This window comes from Rhodococcus erythropolis R138, assembly GCF_000696675.2.
GTDB lineage: Bacteria > Actinomycetota > Actinomycetes > Mycobacteriales > Mycobacteriaceae > Rhodococcus_F > Rhodococcus_F erythropolis.
This window is the reverse complement of the sequence record NZ_CP007255.1, coordinates 2664641-2682041: the sequence shown is the minus strand read 5'-3', so window position 1 is coordinate 2682041 and position 17401 is coordinate 2664641. Positions and strand designations below refer to the sequence as shown.

14 protein-coding genes are annotated in these 17401 nt (G+C 63.5%); 9 read left to right on the top strand and 5 right to left on the bottom strand.

Going from position 1 to position 17401, the window contains the following annotated elements; all coding sequences use genetic code 11:
* Window positions 1–14: 14 nt before the first annotated feature.
* From H351_RS12635 to H351_RS12625, 3 genes are all read left to right on the top strand, one after another.
* Window positions 15–425: a YchJ family protein gene (locus H351_RS12635; protein ID WP_029255783.1), complete on the top strand. Its 411-nt coding sequence runs from the start codon at window positions 15–17 to the stop codon at window positions 423–425.
* Between the two features lie 56 nt (window positions 426–481).
* Entirely contained in the window at window positions 482–1072 is a 591-nt protein-coding gene (locus tag H351_RS12630; protein WP_019749302.1) for an AMIN-like domain-containing (lipo)protein, read from the top strand.
* A gap of 92 nt (window positions 1073–1164) precedes the next feature.
* Complete coding sequence (locus H351_RS12625) at window positions 1165–3063, top strand: ABC transporter ATP-binding protein (protein WP_029255784.1); 1899 nt, start codon at window positions 1165–1167, stop codon at window positions 3061–3063.
* Window positions 3064–3165: 102 nt separating this feature from the next.
* Here the strand turns inward: H351_RS12625 and H351_RS12620 are convergent, their stop codons facing one another.
* Complete coding sequence (locus H351_RS12620) at window positions 3166–4941, bottom strand: DEAD/DEAH box helicase (protein ID WP_003945121.1); 1776 nt, start codon at window positions 4939–4941, stop codon at window positions 3166–3168.
* A gap of 102 nt (window positions 4942–5043) precedes the next feature.
* Between H351_RS12620 and H351_RS12615 the strand changes: the two genes are divergently transcribed.
* The 4 genes from H351_RS12615 (at window position 5044) to H351_RS12600 (ending at window position 9305) form a co-directional block, all read left to right on the top strand.
* The gene (locus H351_RS12615; RefSeq protein ID WP_020908425.1) at window positions 5044–5871 is read left to right on the top strand and encodes a carbon-nitrogen hydrolase family protein; all 828 of its coding nucleotides are present in this window, start codon (window positions 5044–5046) and stop codon (window positions 5869–5871) included.
* Window positions 5872–5926: 55 nt separating this feature from the next.
* Window positions 5927–6553, top strand: a complete 627-nt coding sequence (locus H351_RS12610; RefSeq protein ID WP_029255786.1) for a phosphoribosyltransferase — start codon at window positions 5927–5929, stop codon at window positions 6551–6553.
* A gap of 126 nt (window positions 6554–6679) precedes the next feature.
* Complete coding sequence (locus H351_RS12605) at window positions 6680–7378, top strand: hypothetical protein (RefSeq protein WP_029255787.1); 699 nt, start codon at window positions 6680–6682, stop codon at window positions 7376–7378.
* Window positions 7379–7517: 139 nt separating this feature from the next.
* Window positions 7518–9305: an AMP-dependent synthetase/ligase gene (locus H351_RS12600; protein WP_019749307.1), complete on the top strand. Its 1788-nt coding sequence runs from the start codon at window positions 7518–7520 to the stop codon at window positions 9303–9305.
* 56 nt (window positions 9306–9361) lie between these two features.
* Here the strand turns inward: H351_RS12600 and H351_RS12595 are convergent, their stop codons facing one another.
* The 3 genes from H351_RS12595 to H351_RS12585 form a co-directional block, all read right to left on the bottom strand.
* Window positions 9362–10348: an NAD-dependent epimerase/dehydratase family protein gene (locus H351_RS12595; protein ID WP_029255788.1), complete on the bottom strand. Its 987-nt coding sequence runs from the start codon at window positions 10346–10348 to the stop codon at window positions 9362–9364.
* Window positions 10349–10436: 88 nt separating this feature from the next.
* Window positions 10437–11807, bottom strand: coding sequence for an FAD-binding oxidoreductase (locus H351_RS12590; protein ID WP_029255789.1), 1371 nt, complete (start codon window positions 11805–11807; stop codon window positions 10437–10439).
* Complete coding sequence (locus H351_RS12585; RefSeq protein WP_029255790.1) at window positions 11804–12505, bottom strand: FadR/GntR family transcriptional regulator; 702 nt, start codon at window positions 12503–12505, stop codon at window positions 11804–11806. The genes H351_RS12590 and H351_RS12585 overlap by 4 nt, the downstream gene beginning before the upstream one ends.
* 92 nt (window positions 12506–12597) lie before the next feature.
* Here H351_RS12585 and H351_RS12580 point away from each other — a divergent pair, with 92 nt between their 5' ends.
* Complete coding sequence (locus H351_RS12580; protein ID WP_020908430.1) at window positions 12598–13215, top strand: cysteine hydrolase family protein; 618 nt, start codon at window positions 12598–12600, stop codon at window positions 13213–13215.
* A gap of 5 nt (window positions 13216–13220) precedes the next feature.
* Here H351_RS12580 and H351_RS12575 read toward each other — a convergent pair whose 3' ends face one another.
* Window positions 13221–13862: an alpha/beta hydrolase gene (locus tag H351_RS12575; RefSeq protein WP_029255791.1), complete on the bottom strand. Its 642-nt coding sequence runs from the start codon at window positions 13860–13862 to the stop codon at window positions 13221–13223.
* Between the two features lie 83 nt (window positions 13863–13945).
* On the opposite strand from H351_RS12575, the gene H351_RS12570 reads away from it, so the two are divergent.
* Window positions 13946–17389: a TM0106 family RecB-like putative nuclease gene (locus H351_RS12570; protein WP_029255792.1), complete on the top strand. Its 3444-nt coding sequence runs from the start codon at window positions 13946–13948 to the stop codon at window positions 17387–17389.
* The last annotated feature ends 12 nt before the right edge of the window (window positions 17390–17401 follow it).

Below are 17401 nucleotides of genomic sequence, written 5' to 3'. Positions count from 1 at the left end.
GCTGTAATGGGGCGGTGACTTCGCGCCGCCCCACCACACCCAATCCGACCGATCCGTGCCCGTGCGGCAGCGGCAACGCGTTGGCCGAATGCTGCGGAAAGTACATCAGCGGTGAAGCGCACGCACCGACTGCCGAAACCCTGATGCGTTCGCGTTACACGGCCTTCGCTGTGATGGACGACGAATATCTCACGCAGACTTGGCATCCCGACCATCGCCCCACCGAACTCGATCTCGACCCCGACCAGACATGGCTCCGGTTGGAGATCCTGGACACCGAACGGGGCGGGCTGTTCGATTCCGACGGCGTCGTGGAATTTCGCGCTCACTACGCATTCGGGCGCGAGCGGGGAACGCTCCACGAACGCAGTCGATTTGCGCGAACAGAAGGCAAGTGGCTCTACGTCGACGGCGATATCGGTTAGGTAACTGCGGGCACCGCCGCCGCGGATCCCGATAACGCGAGCCCTACGATCGAGTCATGACAACGAACCGGACGAGATCATTTGCCGCTGTCGCTGCCATCGCAGTGGGCGTGAGCCTGACTGCCTGTTCGCAGGACGCGGAGACCACTCCCACGGCAGCCACCTCGGCCGTCACCTCGACCTCGAGTGCAGCAGCGTCGACCACAGAACCAGTCCCGACGGACAGCTCCGACAAGACGTCGGCTGCGGGCACCGAATCCAAGCTCACCGTCGTCGACATCCGAGTGGGCGAGCACGACGGATTCGATCGCGTCGTCTACGAAATGGGCGGAACCGGCACACCCGGATGGCGCGTCAAGTACGTCGACGCGGCGACACAGGAAGGCAGCGGTAAGCCCGTGGACATCAAGGGTGCCGCAGTGATCCAGGTCCTGATCGACGGTTCCGCCTACCCCTTCGACAGCGGAGTCGAGCAGTACTCCGGCCCCAACCCGGTCCCCGGCGTCGGCGGAGTCGTGACCGAGGTCAACGGGTCCAACGTCTTCGAGGGAGTCACCCAGTCGTTCATCGGCGTGACCGAGAAGCAGCCGTTCACGGTCACGACGCTCAGCGACCCTCCGCGAGTGGTGGTCGACGTGGCCCGCTGAGGCCGCACTTGACCTGAAGTTTGGTTGAGGTTCTACCTTCGTGTCGTACCGGCCACGTAATCTTCGTGGCCGGCGACCGGAGGGGCGAAGTCATGAGTATGGAAGTCACCGCGTGGAACGCGATGTACAACGCGATGCACGCGCAAGAAGATCGGCGCCCGTTCTCGAAGGCGACACTGAAGCGGATCGCGACGTTCGCAGTTCCACAGAAACGCAACCTCAGCTGGTACCTCGTACTGAGTGTCGTCACTGCTGCGCTTGCCGTGGCAACACCCGTCCTGGCCGGGCGCGTGGTCAACGCGATAGTCGGCGGCGACGCCGTCGACGTGGTCGTCAAACTTGCCGCCCTGATCGCACTGGTTGCACTTCTCGAAGCCGCTCTGGGCCTGTTGACCCGGTGGCTCTCGGCCAGCATCGGCGAAGACCTGATCCTGCATCTGCGCACCACCGTCTTCGATCACGTCCAGAAGATGCCCATCGCGTTCTTCACCAGAACTCGAACCGGAGCACTGGTCAGCCGTCTCAACAACGACGTCATCGGCGCTCAGCGCGCCTTCAGCGACACCTTGTCCGGAGTTGTCAGCAACCTGGTCACCCTGGTGATCACGCTGATCGTCATGCTCGGGATCTCCTGGCAGATCACCGTCCTCGCGCTGCTACTTCTCCCGATCTTCGTCATCCCCGCACGGCGCATGGGCGCAAAACTTGCAGCACTCAATCGTGAAGCAGCCAACCATAATTCGCTCATGAGCACCCAGATGACGGAGCGGTTCTCCGCTCCCGGCGCGACTCTGGTCAAGCTGTTCGGCCGCCCGTCGCAAGAGTCGGCGGAGTTCGCGGTTCGCGCCAGGCGTGTGCGCAACATCGGAGTCCGGACCGCAATGCTGCAGTCCGTCTTCGTCACAGCGCTGACCCTGGTCTCGGCACTTGCTCTTGCCCTCGTCTACGGACTCGGCGGCTTCTACGCGCTGCGCGGACAATTGGACGCAGGCGCCGTCGTGGCGATGGCACTGTTGTTGACGCGGCTGTACTCACCGTTGACCGCACTGGCCAGCGCCCGGGTCGATGTCATGAGCGCCCTGGTCAGCTTCGAGCGGGTATTCGAGATTCTCGATCTGGCGCCGCTCATCACCGAGAAGCCCGATGCACGCACGGTGCCGCAGGGCCCGGTGTCCGTCGAGTTCAAGAACGTCACTTTTGCTTACCCGTCTGCCGACAAGGTGTCACTAGCTTCTCTGGAGGAAGTCGCGATCCTCGACACCCGCGGCGGCGAGGACGTGTTGCACGACCTGTCTTTCCGCACCGAAGCAGGGCAGATGGTCGCCCTGGTTGGCACATCCGGCGCCGGAAAGTCGACCGTGGCGCAGATGATTCCGCGCCTCTACGACATCGACTCCGGTTCGGTCGAGTTGGGCGGCGTCGACGTCCGCGACCTCAGTGCCGATTCCATCCGCGAGACCGTCGGCATGGTCACGCAGGACGGGCACCTGTTCCACGAGAGCCTTCGATCCAACCTGCTCCTTGCGCGACCGGATGCCACCGACGAAGATCTGCGCGAGGTTCTGGAGCGAGCACGGCTCACCGACCTGGTTGCGTCGCTGCCCGACGGACTGGAGACAGTGGTGGGTGAACGCGGTTACCGCCTCTCGGGCGGCGAGCGTCAACGCCTGACCATCGCACGACTGCTCCTGGCCCAGCCTCGCGTCGTCATCCTGGACGAGGCCACTGCGCATCTCGACTCGACGTCGGAAGCCGCGGTTCAGGAAGCACTCGGCGAAGCACTCGCCGGGCGGACTGCGGTGGTGATCGCTCACCGGTTGTCGACGATCCGTTCCGCCGACCTGATCCTCGTCGTCGAAGCAGGCCAGATCGTCGAGCGCGGCAACCATGAGGAACTGCTCGCGCGCGGTGGCCGCTACGCCGAGTTGTACCGCACGCAGTTCGACACCAACGCCCGGAAGAACGGCGCCCTCGCACCGACGCCGATCTGATACCGCGCAGCGCCTTGCCCCCCCACACAGAAAACAGGCGCTGTCCTCCTCGCGGAGGGCAGCGCCTGTTTCAGTCTTTATGTCAGTCGTTGAAGCTGTAGGTCAGTCGTTGTAGCGATCGCGTCCGCCACCGCGGCGGTCGTCACGTCCACCGCGATCGTCCCGGCCACCACGGTCGCCACGGCCACTCGGACGTCCCTGCGGCGGGCCGAAATCAGGCTGCAGCTGGATCAGGACGCCGGAGATGCGTGTGCGACGCAAAGCTTCGAGAGTCTCGTTGGAGAGGTCGGCCGGCAGCTCGACGATGCTGTGATCCGGGCGAATGCTGATGTGCCCGAAGTCGCTTCGACGAAGTCCACCCTCGTTGGCGATGGCACCGACGATGGCACCCGGAACGACGCGGTGACGCTTGCCGACTGCAATGCGGTATGCAGCCAACTCCTGGCCCTCGGGTCCACGCGAGCGAGGAGCCGGGCCGTCGTCGAAACGACGAGGGGGACGCGGTTCACGCGGCTCGCGCTCACGACGCGGCGGTGCCGGCGGCTCGGGAGAAAGCAAGAATGCTTCGCCGTCGCGCGACTGCAGCGCCAGAGCGGCAGCGATGTCGATGAGCGGAACATCGTGTTCCTGGTCGTAGTCCTCGATCATCTTGCGGAACATCGCGAGATTCTCCGAGGCCAGGCTCTCGGTGATGGAGTCACCGAACTTGGCCACGCGCTGGGCGTTGACGTCGTCGACACTGGGAAGCTGCATCTCCGCAAGCGGCTGACGCGTCGCCTTCTCGATGGACTTGAGCAGATGACGCTCACGCGGAGCGACGAACAGCAACGCGTCACCCTGACGACCGGCGCGGCCGGTACGACCGATGCGGTGAACGTACGACTCCGTGTCATGCGGGATGTCGTAGTTGACGACGTGGGAGATTCGATCGACGTCGAGGCCTCGAGCGGCAACGTCGGTCGCGACAAGGATGTCGAGGGCGCCGTTCTTGAGCTGACCGATGGTCCGCTCACGCTGTGCCTGGACGATGTCGCCGTTGATCGCGGCAGCCGAGTGCCCGCGGGCCCGCAGCTTCTCCGCCAGGTCTTCGGTGGCCTGCTTGGTACGGACGAAGATGATCATCGCCTCGAATGCCTCGACCTCGAGGACTCGGGTCAGTGCATCGAGCTTGCGCTGATGAGCAACCTGAATGTAGCGCTGCGTGATGTTCGAGGCGGTCGACGTCTTGGACTTGACGGTGATCTCGACCGGATTGTTCAGGTACTGCTTCGAGATCCGGCGAATCGAGCCGGGCATCGTTGCGGAGAACAGGGCGACCTGCTTGTCGCCGGGGGTGTCGCGGAGGATGCGCTCGACGTCCTCCTGGAACCCCATCTTGAGCATCTCGTCGGCCTCGTCGAGAACGAGGTACTTGAGATTGGTCAGATCCAGGGTGCCCTTTTCGAGATGGTCGATGACACGACCCGGGGTACCGACGACGACGTGTGCGCCGCGGCGCAGGCCGGACAGCTGGACGCCGTAGCTCTGGCCACCGTAGATCGGCAGCACGTTGAGTCCGGGGATGTGCGCGGAGTACTTGCCGAATGCCTCGGCAACCTGAAGCGCCAGCTCACGCGTGGGAGCAAGCACCAGCGCCTGGGTCTGCTTGATCGACGTGTCGATCCGCGACAGGACTGGAACTGCGAAGGCTGCGGTCTTGCCGGTACCGGTCTGTGCGAGACCGACGACGTCCTTGCCTTCGAGCAGCGGCGGAATGGTGGCAGCCTGAATGGGCGAGGGCGACTCGTAGCCCACGTCTGACAGTGCCTTCAGTACCCGATCATCGATGTCGAGGTCGGCAAATGTTGGGGGTTCGGGGTCACGCTCAATATCACTCATTTGACCAGCAGTTTAGCGGATAGAGTATAGACACGACGACATACCGGGGGTGCATTTACGACAGATCCACCCTCCCAGCGGGTTTCGCCTAGCGTATGGAGCATGACCGAAGCCACCGTTGCCACCCCCGCCCAGACCGTTGTCGCGATTGCCCAATTCGCCCCGGGGACGGACAAGAAAGCCAACCTCGAATCACTGCGATCACTGGCTTCCGATGCAGCAGCACGGGGCGCGAAAGTTGTCGTGGCGCCGGAATACTCGATGTTCACCGCACCGAAGACGGATGAACGACTGATCGAGTCCGCGGAGGACCTGGACGGCGAATTCGGTTCGGCATTGGCGGCGGTCGCCGCGGAGTTCGGAATCTTCCTCGTAGCGGGAATGAACGAGCGGATCGACGACGTGAGCAGAATCTCCAACACCCTCGTCGCGATGGACCCGAACGGCGAACTGGTGGCGACCTACCGGAAGCTGCATCTCTACGACGCATTCGGTTACCAGGAGTCGGCCGTGATCCGTGCCGGCGACATCACGGAACCGCAGACTTTCGGGTGCGACGGCCTGACCTTCGGCCTCCAGACCTGCTACGACCTGCGCTTCCCGGAAGTCACCCGGCGCATAGTCGACGTCGGCGCGGACATCCTGCTCCTGCCCGCCCAGTGGGTGCCCGGGCCACTCAAGGAAGACCACTGGACCACTCTCGTACGCGCCCGGGCCATCGAGAACACGATGTACATCGCAGCGGCTGACCAGAGCGCGCGCGGCGGCGCGGGTGCCAGCATGATCGTCGACCCGATGGGCGTCGTGATGTGTTCACTGGGCGAGCAGGTCGGGGTTGCCGCCGCGACTGTTTCGGCCGCTCGCATCGCCGAAGTACGCGAGAAGAATCCCGCTCTCGCGCTGCGGAGGTTCACGGTCTCGTCGCGGTGACCTGCAGCGGGTAGCGTCGAACAGGTCGGGGTTCGAGCTTCTCGAGGACAACGCAGTGACCCAGTATCGGGATCGATCTTCCGCCGGCAAATTTCTGGCCGGGCGGCTCGAGTCTTTGCGTCTCGACAAGCCTGTCGTTCTCGGACTCCCACGCGGCGGAGTACCGGTCGCAGCCGAGGTGGCTGCGGCACTGAACGCTCCGCTGGACATCGTGGTGGTGCGCAAGCTCGGCAGTCCGTACAACCCGGAACTGGCGATGGGCGCCATCGGTGAGGGTGGCGTGCGGGTCCTCAATCACGACGTCATCGCAGCGGTTCGCGTCTCGAAAAGTGAACTCGCCGCCGTCGAACGCGACGAACGAACCGAATTGGAACGGCGAGCGCGACTCCTGCGCGAGGGACGGACCCCGGTTTCCCTCCACGGACGCACCGCAGTGATCGTCGACGACGGAATGGCCACGGGTGCGAGTGCCGCCGTTGCCTGCCGCTGCGCGCGCACCGCGGGTGCTGCATCCGTCATCGTCGCTGTCCCAGTTGCCTCCCCTGAAGCAATGAGAGTGATCGCGTGCTCAGCCGATCGGGTCGTCTGCCCCTTCGTTCCTGCCCTGCTGGGCGGCGTCGGTGCTGCATTCGAGGACTTTCATCAACTCAGCGACGACGAAGTGCTGACCTTCCTCGCCTGAGAGGACACCCCTCCAGCCTGAGCGCAGTCCAAGAGATCTCTGAGAATTTGTGATGTGTGCAACATTTCGCTCCTCGGTGCCGATAGCCCAAATGGAACAAAAAGAATTCGGCTTTCTGGAGGAACCGTGACCATCTCGACCGATACCGTCGACGCCGTCGCAGCTGCGTGCCGTGACCGCCTGGGCGACCCTTCCGCCTGGGTTGCGTCAGACGCTTATCGACAGAGCCTCGCCCTGTGCATCATCGAATCCGTTCAGTCCACGTCGGGTCACAGCGAAGTGACCGTCGTAGATCGCTACCTGGCCTACCGGAAAGCCCGCGAAGACAAACCCGTCACGGACGGCGCACGCGAACTACTCCGCACCTTCGAGGAAGCCGGGAGTTCGGACCAGTGGGCAGGCAAGATCGGCTCGTACAAGCGTCGCTACACGGCGACGGGTGTCCCGATCGAGGCACGTCACATCCAACAGGTCGCCGAAAAACTCCATCACTTGCGGATCAACAGCGTCGAGGACCTGCTCTCTGCTGCCGATTCCGACAACGCTCTCGATGCGGTTCACCTTGCCTGGGTGGACGCCTGCGGAGACGGTTCCGAAGTGACCTGGGCCCACCTGTTGATGTTGGCCGGAATTCCACACACCGATCTGGGTACCGCTGCCGACACGTTCATCAGCGCAACACTCGGCACCACCGAGTTGTCAGGAGACACCTCGGAGATCCTTGCAGCTACTGCAGAGCAACTCGGAGTGGATCCGGACCGATTGGACTACGCAATTCGCCGGTGGTTGTCCGTGCACGGCCGCATGCTCCAACACGTCGCCTGAGTACCTGTAAACAGGCGGTCACACTAAACTGCAGGTCAGCGCCCGACCAGTTCTACCGAATAGTAACGACAGTGCAAAATGACGACTAATGTGATGCAATGCACATCAGAAATGTCAGTAGTCACTGGAGGGGTCAATAGTGCGCGAGTTCTCAGTTCCACAGTCGTTCTCAATTCCGGAGAACGTATCCATGGCCGACTCCGTGTTCCGTCACGCCGAAGAAGACCCCACATTCGTGCCGTTCAAGAGGCCGTCGAACGGTGGATGGGTCGACGTCACTGCAGCTGAATTCGCGAAGCAGGTCTCCGCAGTTGCCAAGGGCCTGATCGCTTCGGGCGTCGAGCTCGGCGACCGCGTCGCTATCCTGTCAGCAACTCGCTACGAGTGGGTCGTTCTCGACTACGCCATCTGGACTGCCGGCGGATGCACCGTCGCGATCTACGAGACCTCCTCCCCTGATCAGGCCCAGTGGATCCTCGAGGATTCCGCGACAACACTTCTGGTCGTCGAAACGGCCAAGCACGCGGAGACTCACAAGGAAGTCACCGACGGTGCAGAAGCCCTCCGCGAGGTTCTGGTCATCGAGTCAGGTGCTATCGACGAGCTGTCCAGTCGCGGTTCGGCAATCACCGACGAAGAACTGCACACTCGTCGTCACCAGGTCACCGCTGCCTCGCCCGCGACCCTGATCTACACCTCCGGAACCACCGGACGCCCCAAGGGTGTCCAGCTGACGCACTCCAACTTCTACGCCGAGTCCAACGCCTGCCGCCTGGCGATGCCGGAGTCGATGGTCCCCGGCAAGAAGACGCTGATGTTCCTGCCGCTCGCCCACGTATTCGCGCGAGCGATCTCCTTCGGCGCTTTCGACGCCAAGGTCACCGTCGCCCACACGTCGGATCTGACGACGCTCCTCGAGCAGTTCGCCGGTTTCAAGCCCAACTTCATCCTCTCGGTACCGCGCGTGTTCGAGAAGGTGTACAACTCGGCTCGCCAGAAGGCAGTCGACGGCGGTAAGGGCAGCATCTTCGACAAGGCTGCCGCCACTGCCATCGAATACAGCGAGTCCCTCGAAAAGGGTGGCCCCGGGCTGGCACTCAAGCTCAAGCATGCGGTATTCGACAAGCTCGTCTACTCGAAGTTGCGCGCAGCTCTGGGCGGCGAGTGCGAGCGTGCAGTCTCCGGTGGCGCAGCCCTCGGCGCGCGTCTCGGCCACTACTTCCGCGGCGTCGGCATCCCGATCTACGAGGGCTACGGACTCACCGAGACCAGCGCCGCAATCACCGTCAACACCTCGAGCGCGCAGCGCGTCGGCACCGTCGGCAAGCCGATCAACGGCCATGCAGCACGGATCGCCGAGGACGGCGAACTCCTCCTGCAGGGCCCGGTCGTGTTCGCCGGCTACTGGCACAACGACAAGGCGACGGCCGAATCGATCGTCGACGGCTGGTTCCACACCGGCGACCTCGGATCGATCGACAACGAGGGCTACGTCTCCATCACCGGGCGCAAGAAGGAAATCATCGTCACGGCCGGAGGCAAGAACGTCGCACCGGCAGGCCTCGAGGATTCCCTGCGTGCGCACGCTCTGATCAGCCAGTGCCTCGTCGTCGGCGACGGTCAGCCGTTCATCGGTGCACTGATCACCCTCGATCCGGAGACTCTGCCCGGTTGGGTCGAGCGCAACGGCCTGCCCGCCGGCACCGCTATCGCGGATCTGGTGAAGAACGCCGACCTGATCGCCGAGATCGACTCGGCCGTTGCCGACGCGAACAAGAAGGTCTCCAACCCCGAGCAGATCAAGAAGTACACGATCCTCGAGGTCGACTTCACCCAGGAGACCGGTGAATTGACGCCGACGCTCAAGCTCAAGCGCAACATCATTCACGAAGCTCACAAGACCAAGATCAGCGACCTGTACGCCTGATCGATCGTCTTTCACGAGTCTGGCCCGGTTCGAATGCGAACCGGGCCAGACTCGTTTCACTGTCCGGCGGAGAGTAGTTCCTTTTCGATCTCGGATGGAAGGCCGTGCACCGCACGATCCTCCCGCTGGGTCGGCAGAGTTTCCCGTTGCATCCATTCCCAGGTATCGCGCACGGTGTCTTCGACGGGACGGCACCGCAACCCTGCCCGCGCCGCCTTGGCAGTGTCGGCTTCGAGGAAACCCGCGAACTCGCCCTCTTGCGGGACCCAACACGGCAGTTGTGTCCACGGTTGCGCTCCCGCTGCTGCAAGTCGGTCCTCGTCGATCCACACCAACTCCGCACCCGAACCGGTGGCGTCCATGCACGCCTCGAGGAGCCCGGAGGTAGTGGTGTGCCCGGACGCACTGATGACGTCGTATGTCCCGCTGATTTCGGCCGCCAGTCCGGACAGGACAAAAGATGCGATGTCGCGGGCATCGACGTACTGCAACGGTCTGGTCGGCGCTCCGGGAGCAACGACGCGTCCGCCCTCAGCGGTGCGCTGCAACCACCACGGCAACCGCCCGATGTCCTCGTGCGGGCCGAGGATCAACCCTGCCCTCGCGAGCAGCGCGTCCGGGAAGGATTCCAGGACAGCGAGTTCGGCCCCGCGTTTGGCGGACGCGTAATCGCTGTTGTCATCGGACGTCGCAGATGCGGCAACCACCGGCGAGCCCTCGTCCACGTGCAAGCCCCATTGGTAGACGGATCCACTGGAGATGTATGCGTACCGGTCGACGTGACCGTGCAAGACGCGTGCATTCTCACCGACCACTCGGGGGCTACCCGACCAGGTGTCGACGACAAAATCCCATCGACGATCACCGAGCGCCTCAACCATCGATCGCTGATCGGTGCGATCCGCGAACAGAACCTCCGCGGTAGGTGGTGGCGCTCCGGTGAGCCCCCGATGGAGCACTGTCACTTCCCAGCCCCGTGCCAGGGCGTCGTCGACGAAGGCACGGCCGAGGAACCGTGTCCCTCCGAGCATCAGCAACTTCATGACGGCCATCGTCACTCGAAAAAGCGTCGTGCAGCAACAAGTTCGTCTGGTAGCGCAATTTCCGACGAGTGAGGGTCGGACGAAGCGCTCAGATACCCCGTCCGGGATTGAGAATGCTCTTCGGATCGAATGCGGCCTTCACCGCAAGCATCAACTGGCGTTCGGTCTCGCCGACCATATCTGCCATGTACGGCGCTTTGAGAACCCCGATACCGTGTTCACCGCTGATCGTTCCGCCCAACGCCAGTGCGCCGGCAACGATGTCGTCGAAAGCTCCGCGCGCACGATCCTGCGCTCCCGATTCGGCAGCGTCGAACACGATGGTCGGGTGAAGATTGCCGTCGGCGGCGTGGCCGAAGGTTCCGATCGTGACACCGTGGCGATCGGCCGCTTCACGAATGCATCCCAACATGGACGGCAACGCCGGCACCGGCACCGCGACGTCGTCGAGAAGTACCGTGCCCAACGCCTCGAGAGCTGGCAACGCCATCCGGCGGGCGGCAGTGAACTCTTCACCTTCCACCGGATCGTCGGTGTGGAAAACCTCTCGAGCCCCGGCACTTTCGCACGCCGCGGCGCAGTCCGCTGCCTCGGCGGCCGCCGACCTACCGTCGCACTGGATGAGCAGCATCGCCCCGGCCGATTCGTCCAGCCCCATCTTCGTCAGCCGATTGACCGCGCCCATGGTGACGTCGTCCATCAACTCCATCTGACACGGTTCGGCCACTGCCGACACGGCGAGGACGGCATCGATCGCGGACTCCGCGGAATCGAAGAAGGCGACGACGGTGGTCGCGGCACTGGGCGCCGTACGCAACCGCATCGTGGCTTCGACGATGACCGCGAGCGTTCCCTCCGAGCCCACGAGCAGATGTGTCAGGTCCAGCCCCGCAACATTTTTGCGCGTCCGTGCACCGGTACGGATCACACGCCCGTCGGCGAGTACCGCCGTCAGGGCCGCGACGTGATCACCGGTGACGCCGTACTTGGCGCAACAGATGCCGCCTGCATTTGTCGCCAGATTGCCGCCGATACTCGAGATGGACCGGCTTCCCGGATCCGGTACGTACCAAAGACCCTGCTGTGCAGCAGCTTCCGCCAGGTCACCATTGATCACTCCGGGCTCCACCGTGGCGGTGCGCGCGGCAGGATCGATCTCGAGAATGCGATCCATGCCCGCGACGCTCAAGACGATGCACCCGTCGAGCGCATTGGCAGCGCCGGCCAACCCGGTACCTGCCCCTCGTGTCACCACCGGAACGGAGAGTTCGTGCGCCACCGTCATAACCGCGACGACGTCGTCGACCGTCTTCGCCTTGACCAGCGCGGCGGGCCTTCCGGCTGCAGTGAGCAGTGATTGATCCCGGACGTACGCGCCCATTCGGTCGGGATCGGTTGTCGCCCTGTCCCCCACCGCTTTCTGCAAGCGTTCACCCAACAGATCGATACTCGTGGTCATTCCGTTCGTCCTTCGTAGAATCCGCGCACATGGCGCTCGACCAAATCGGCGGCCTCGTCAGCTGCGCCGCGCTCGATCGCGTCGGCGATACCCTCGTGCTCGGCCAGCAGTGCGCCGAGCGTGGCCGCCGAGTTCTCGCGCGAGTCGAGTTCGCTCAGCAGGTAGCCGGCGATGCTGTCGCGGAGAACCGTCATGACCAACCCGAACGCCTTGTTTCCGCCCGCTCCGGCGAGCGCAACGTGAAAGTCGACGTCGGCGTCGTGGAATGCGACCGAGTCGTCGGCCCGGGTTGCGATGCGCATTCGCTCGATCGCAGCCCGGGCGTCCTCTGGCACGGCGGTGACGGTTCGCAGCGCAGCAGCTTCGAGCAGCACTCGCAATTCGACAAGATCGCCGAGCGGAACCGCGCCCACTTGCAGTGCCGTACTGAGAGCGGTGGCCGCAGAATCGGCGGTGTGCTCGTGCGTCACCCGAGGCCTGGCAGTAGAGGTGGTGTCCGCGCCGGTCAACAATCCCTGTGCTTGCAGGACACGAAGTGCCTCGCGCACCGTCGATCGACCCACCGAGAAGGTCTGCGCGAGTTCCTGTTCGGTCGGCAACGCCTCGCCGACGGGAAGCGAGCCGTCGAGTATGGCAGCACGGATTCTTCCCGACACGGCAAGGCTGAGCGGCATGCGCGACAACGGAGTCGTATCCATGCCGCGACGCTACCACCCCTTGCCTGCTTGTCTGACAAACTGTTTAATTGAGGAGATTCGTGACCCGGACCACAACAGACAAGGTGTCGACCATGACCGACAAGCTCGAATTGGATCCAGCAACCACAGCCGTCGTGCTCATCGAGTACCAGAACGACTTCACCACCGAGGGCGGTGTTCTTCACGAGGCCGTCGCTCCGGTCATGGAATCGAACGGACTCCTCGCGAACACCACTGCGCTGGTCGATGCGGCTCGGGCGGCAGGTGTCACCGTGATGCACGCACCGATCACCTTCGCCGAGGGGTACAACGAAATCACCTCGCATCCGTACGGCATCCTCAAGGGCGTCGTCGACGGCAAGGCTTTCGTGAAGGGTTCCTGGGGAGCTGCGATCGTCGACGAACTCGCCCCGAAAGACGGCGACATCGTCATCGAGGGCAAGCGTGGACTCGACACTTTTGCCAGCACAAACCTCGATTTCATTCTGCGCAGCAAAGGAATTCGCACGATCCTTCTCGGCGGCTTCCTGACCAACTGCTGCGTCGAATCGACCATGCGCACCGGATACGAGAACGGTTACCGGGTCATCACACTCACCGATTGCGTGGCAGGCACTTCGGTCGCCGAACACGAGAACGCGATCACCTACGACTACCCGATGTTCTCGCACCCCGTCACGTCGAAAGAGGTGCTCGGCGCGCTCTCCTGAGAGGACTACCTGGAATGCGCGAGAAGGAATTCACGACTGACGTTGGTGACACTGGCGTGAACCTTCTCGTGCAGCAGGTCGTGACCGGCATCCTCGAACTCGCGCATCTCGACGTTGCGCAGCGTCCGCGCCCAATCTCGGACGGGATCGACCGGGGCGATCCGGTCGTCGGTACCGTGAACGACCAGGACTGGGATGCCCGCGTCGGAGAGTTCCGCCCACCCGTGTTGCTCCACCGCGCTGCGCGGAATGCCGCACAACACCGCGGACGCGAATTCGTGATCGCGATGAGCCAGCACCGTCAGCGCAGTCACAGCACCTAACGAATGACCCATCACCGCCTGCGGAACGTCGGGCAGTTCCGCCAAGGCGATGTCAGCCAGCGCGGCTGCATCGGCAGCAAGATCGGAGAGCGGAGCCCCGACTCCCGGATCACCCTCCGACAAACCGTGCCCGGTGTGATCGATCGCCCACACGTCAATCCCCGACGCCGTCATTGCGCTCGCGAAACGGTGATACTGCCCGCTGTGCTGACCGAGGCCGTGCAGAAAGACCAAAGACACAGTGGGCACTGCGCCCCCTGCCGCCGGCCAATGCCGAAAGTGCACCTGACCGGTTCGTCCGTCGAAGAAGGGCATGCTCGTCATTCTGCACTCTCCTACGGGTATCCGCGGGCGGTGGGCGATTACTGGTGGGTTGCCTTGTCGGTGAGCGATGGCACAATCTCCGTGTGTTCCTACTCGATGATCAGATCGTCTACAGCGCCAGCGACCTCTCGGCCGCGGCCTCGTGCGAGTTCGCACTGTTGCGGCAACTCGACGCCCGAACCGGTCTGATCTCAGCCGAGGCGGCCGAGGCGGATCCGATGCTCGAGCGGACGTCGAGCCTCGGCGACTCGCACGAGCGCGAACAGCTTCAGAAGTTCATCGATCAACACGGAGACGGCGTCGTCGTCATGCCGCGACCGGAACACTCACGCGCAGGCCTGACCGCCGCCACGTTGGCCACCGTCGAGGCAGCCCGATCGGGCGCGCCAGTCATCTATCAGGGAACCTTTTTCGACGGCCGATTCCTCGGGTTCTGCGATTTCCTCGTCCGCGAAGGCAACACCTACGCGGTCTACGACAGCAAGCTCTCCCGGCACGCCAAGGTGTCGGCACTTCTACAACTCGCCGCATACGCGGATGCGTTGGAGCGCAATGCAATTGCCGCCTCCGATCAGGTTCATCTACTGCTCGGCGACGGCAGCACGTCGTCGCACGACATCGGAGACATCGCGCCGGTATTCGCAGCACGCAGAGCTGAACTCGAACGAGTCCTCGACGAGCACCGTGCTGAGGGGAAACCGACACAGTGGCTCGACGATCGGTACCTGCGTTGTGGTCGATGCGACACCTGCAGCGTCGAAGTCGAAAGTCATCGGGACCTGCTGCTGGTTGCGGGCGTCCGCGGCCATCAGCGTGAACAACTGATCGTCTCGGGGATCACGACAATTGACGAACTCGCCGCGAGCACCGGCCCTGTCGAGGGCATCCGACGGGAAACACTCGACAAACTCCGTGCGCAGGCCGCGGTTCAACTTCGTCAGGAACAATCCGGCGACGCCGAATTCGAGGTCTACGAACCCTCGGCGCTCGGCGGACTACCCGTCCCCGACGACGGCGACATCTTCTTCGACTTCGAGGGCGATCCCCTCTGGGCCGAGGACGGATCCACCGACTGGGGGTTGGAATACCTTTTCGGTGTGGTCGAAGGGCCGGCGGACGACTACGTGTTCAAGCCGTTCTGGGCACACGATCGCGACGGTGAACGCCAGGCACTCCTCGACTTCCTCGACTACGTCACCGCGCGCCGAGAAGCTCACCCCGGCATGCACATCTATCACTACGCCGCGTACGAGAAATCGGCGCTGTTGCGCTTGGCCGCACGTCACGGTGTCGGCGAGCAAACGGTGGACACGCTGCTCAGCGAGAACGTGCTCGTGGACCTGTACCCGATCGTCCGTACCTGCCTGCGGATCGGACAACGCTCGTACAGCATCAAGAAACTCGAGCCGCTGTACATGGGTGAGCACGGCCGCGACGGCGACGTGACCAATGCCGCCGCTTCGGTTGTCGCTTATGCCGACTACTGCCAATTGCGCGACGGCGGACAAGCCGACCAGGCCAGGGAACTTCTTCAGGGCATCTCCGACTACAACGAATACGACTGCGAATCCACTCTGCGCCTGCGCGATTGGCTTGCCGAGCGCGCCGCAGAACACGGCGTCGAACTTCGTGAGCCGACCGGGCAGATCAAGATTCCACTCGAGGAGCTCACCGAATCGGAGATCGCGCTCCGCGAATTCGCAGGACACAAGGCAGGTTCGGCGCGTACCCCCGATCAGCAGGCAGCTGCTCTACTGGCTGCTGCGGTGGGGTACCACAATCGTGAGCGGAAGCCGTACTGGTGGGCCCACTTCGACCGATTGGTCACACCGATCGAAGACCTGGTGGACATCCGCGACGTCATGGTGGTCGAACAGTCCGAAATCGAGGCGGACTGGCACAAGAGCACCCCACGTCAGAAGAAGTTCCGTCGACACATTCAGCTGACCGGAAGTTTCGGCACCGGAACGTCTTTGAGCCCGGGCAGTGATCTGTTCGCTCTCTACGCAACCCCCTCCCCCGATGCTGTTGCCAGCGAGAACCCCACCCAACGCGGCACCAGCAGCGTCAAGGTCACGGCCGTGGTCAAGTCCGAAGGACTCGACGTGGTCACCGTCGAAGAACTGCTCGGCGGTGACGAATACCTCGATGCTCCAGTCGCATTGGCACCTGGTCGTCCGATTCCCACCGGACGCATGGAGAAGTCCATCGCCGCTGCCGCATCCGGCGCCAGCGAGATCCTGCCCGAACTGCCACCCGTAGCAGCGGTCGACATTCTCCGGCGCAGCACCCCGAGGACACGCTCGGGTTCACCGCTCCCGCCCGTCGGCACCGACAACAACTACGCGGACGCCATCACCGCCGCACTTCTCGACCTCGATGATTCCTACGTGGCAGTACAGGGTCCCCCTGGTACGGGCAAGACCTACACGGGTGCTCGTGTCGTCAAGACACTGATCGAACAACATCAGTGGCGAATCGGAGTCGTGGCTCAGTCACATTCGGTGGTCGAGAACATGCTCGGCGGCATTCTGAAGGCCGGCGTGGACCCTGCACTGGTCGCGAAGAAGGGCAGCCGCAGCAAGACCGCAGAATGGCAGGACATCGCATCCGAAGAATATGCGAGATTCATCGCCGAGGCCGAAGGCGTCGGCTGCGTCATCGGCGGCACTGCGTGGGACTTCGCGAACACCGATCGTGTTCCGGCGGGCAGCTTGGACCTGCTCGTGGTCGACGAGGCGGGCCAGTTCGCGCTCGCCAACACCATTGCCGTCGCGATTTCCGCGCGAAACCTGTTGCTGCTGGGCGATCCGCAGCAGTTGCCGCAGGTGAGCCAAGGTACTCACCCCGAACCTGTCGACGAATCGGCGCTCGGTTGGCTCGCCGAGGGACACGGCGCACTGCCACCCGAACTCGGCTACTTCCTCGAGAAGACTTGGCGGATGCACCCGGATCTGTGTGCGCCCGTGTCCGCACTGTCGTACGAGGGCAAGCTCCATTCTCAGGAAACCGTGAGTGCGGCAAGGAAACTCGACGGACTCGCTGCCGGAGTGCACACAGTGTTCGTCGATCACCGCGGCAATTCCACGTACTCCCCGGAAGAGTCCCAGGAAATCGTTCGCCAGATCCAGGGCCTTCTCGGTACGCCATGGACCGATCCGAGCGAGTTCGATGGAACCCGGCCCCTGGAGCAGTCGGACATCCTCGTGGTCGCGGCATACAACGCCCAGGTCGGTACCGTCGAGCGCGATCTCACCGAAGCCGGTCTCACGGAGGTCGAGGTCGGGACCGTCGACAAGTTCCAGGGCCGCGAGGCCGCGGTGGCAATCGTGTCGATGGCCGCATCTGCCGTCGAGGACGTCCCGCGAGGAATGTCGTTCCTCCTGTCGCGGAACCGCCTCAATGTTGCTGTCTCCCGCGGCAAGTGGTGCGCGATCATCGTCCGATCACACGCGTTGACGCAGTACATGCCGAGCACGCCCGCAGGGTTGGTGGAGCTGGGCGCGTTCATGAGGTTGACGAGCTAGCCGAATATTTTC

Bases quoted from the DNA above. Each gene is read 5' to 3' on its own strand.
- H351_RS12585 (WP_029255790.1), bottom strand. From the start codon at position 12,505: ATGGATACGACTCCGTTGTCGCGCATGCCGCTCAGCCTTGCCGTGTCG.
- H351_RS12595 (WP_029255788.1), bottom strand. From the start codon at position 10,348: ATGAAGTTGCTGATGCTCGGAGGGACACGGTTCCTCGGCCGTGCCTTC.
- H351_RS12590 (WP_029255789.1), bottom strand. From the start codon at position 11,807: ATGACCACGAGTATCGATCTGTTGGGTGAACGCTTGCAGAAAGCGGTG.
- H351_RS12625 (WP_029255784.1), top strand. From the start codon at position 1,165: ATGAGTATGGAAGTCACCGCGTGGAACGCGATGTACAACGCGATGCAC.
- H351_RS12615 (WP_020908425.1), top strand. From the start codon at position 5,044: ATGACCGAAGCCACCGTTGCCACCCCCGCCCAGACCGTTGTCGCGATT.
- H351_RS12630 (WP_019749302.1), top strand. From the start codon at position 482: ATGACAACGAACCGGACGAGATCATTTGCCGCTGTCGCTGCCATCGCA.
- H351_RS12575 (WP_029255791.1), bottom strand. From the start codon at position 13,862: ATGACGAGCATGCCCTTCTTCGACGGACGAACCGGTCAGGTGCACTTT.
- H351_RS12580 (WP_020908430.1), top strand. From the start codon at position 12,598: ATGACCGACAAGCTCGAATTGGATCCAGCAACCACAGCCGTCGTGCTC.
- H351_RS12620 (WP_003945121.1), bottom strand. From the start codon at position 4,941: ATGAGTGATATTGAGCGTGACCCCGAACCCCCAACATTTGCCGACCTC.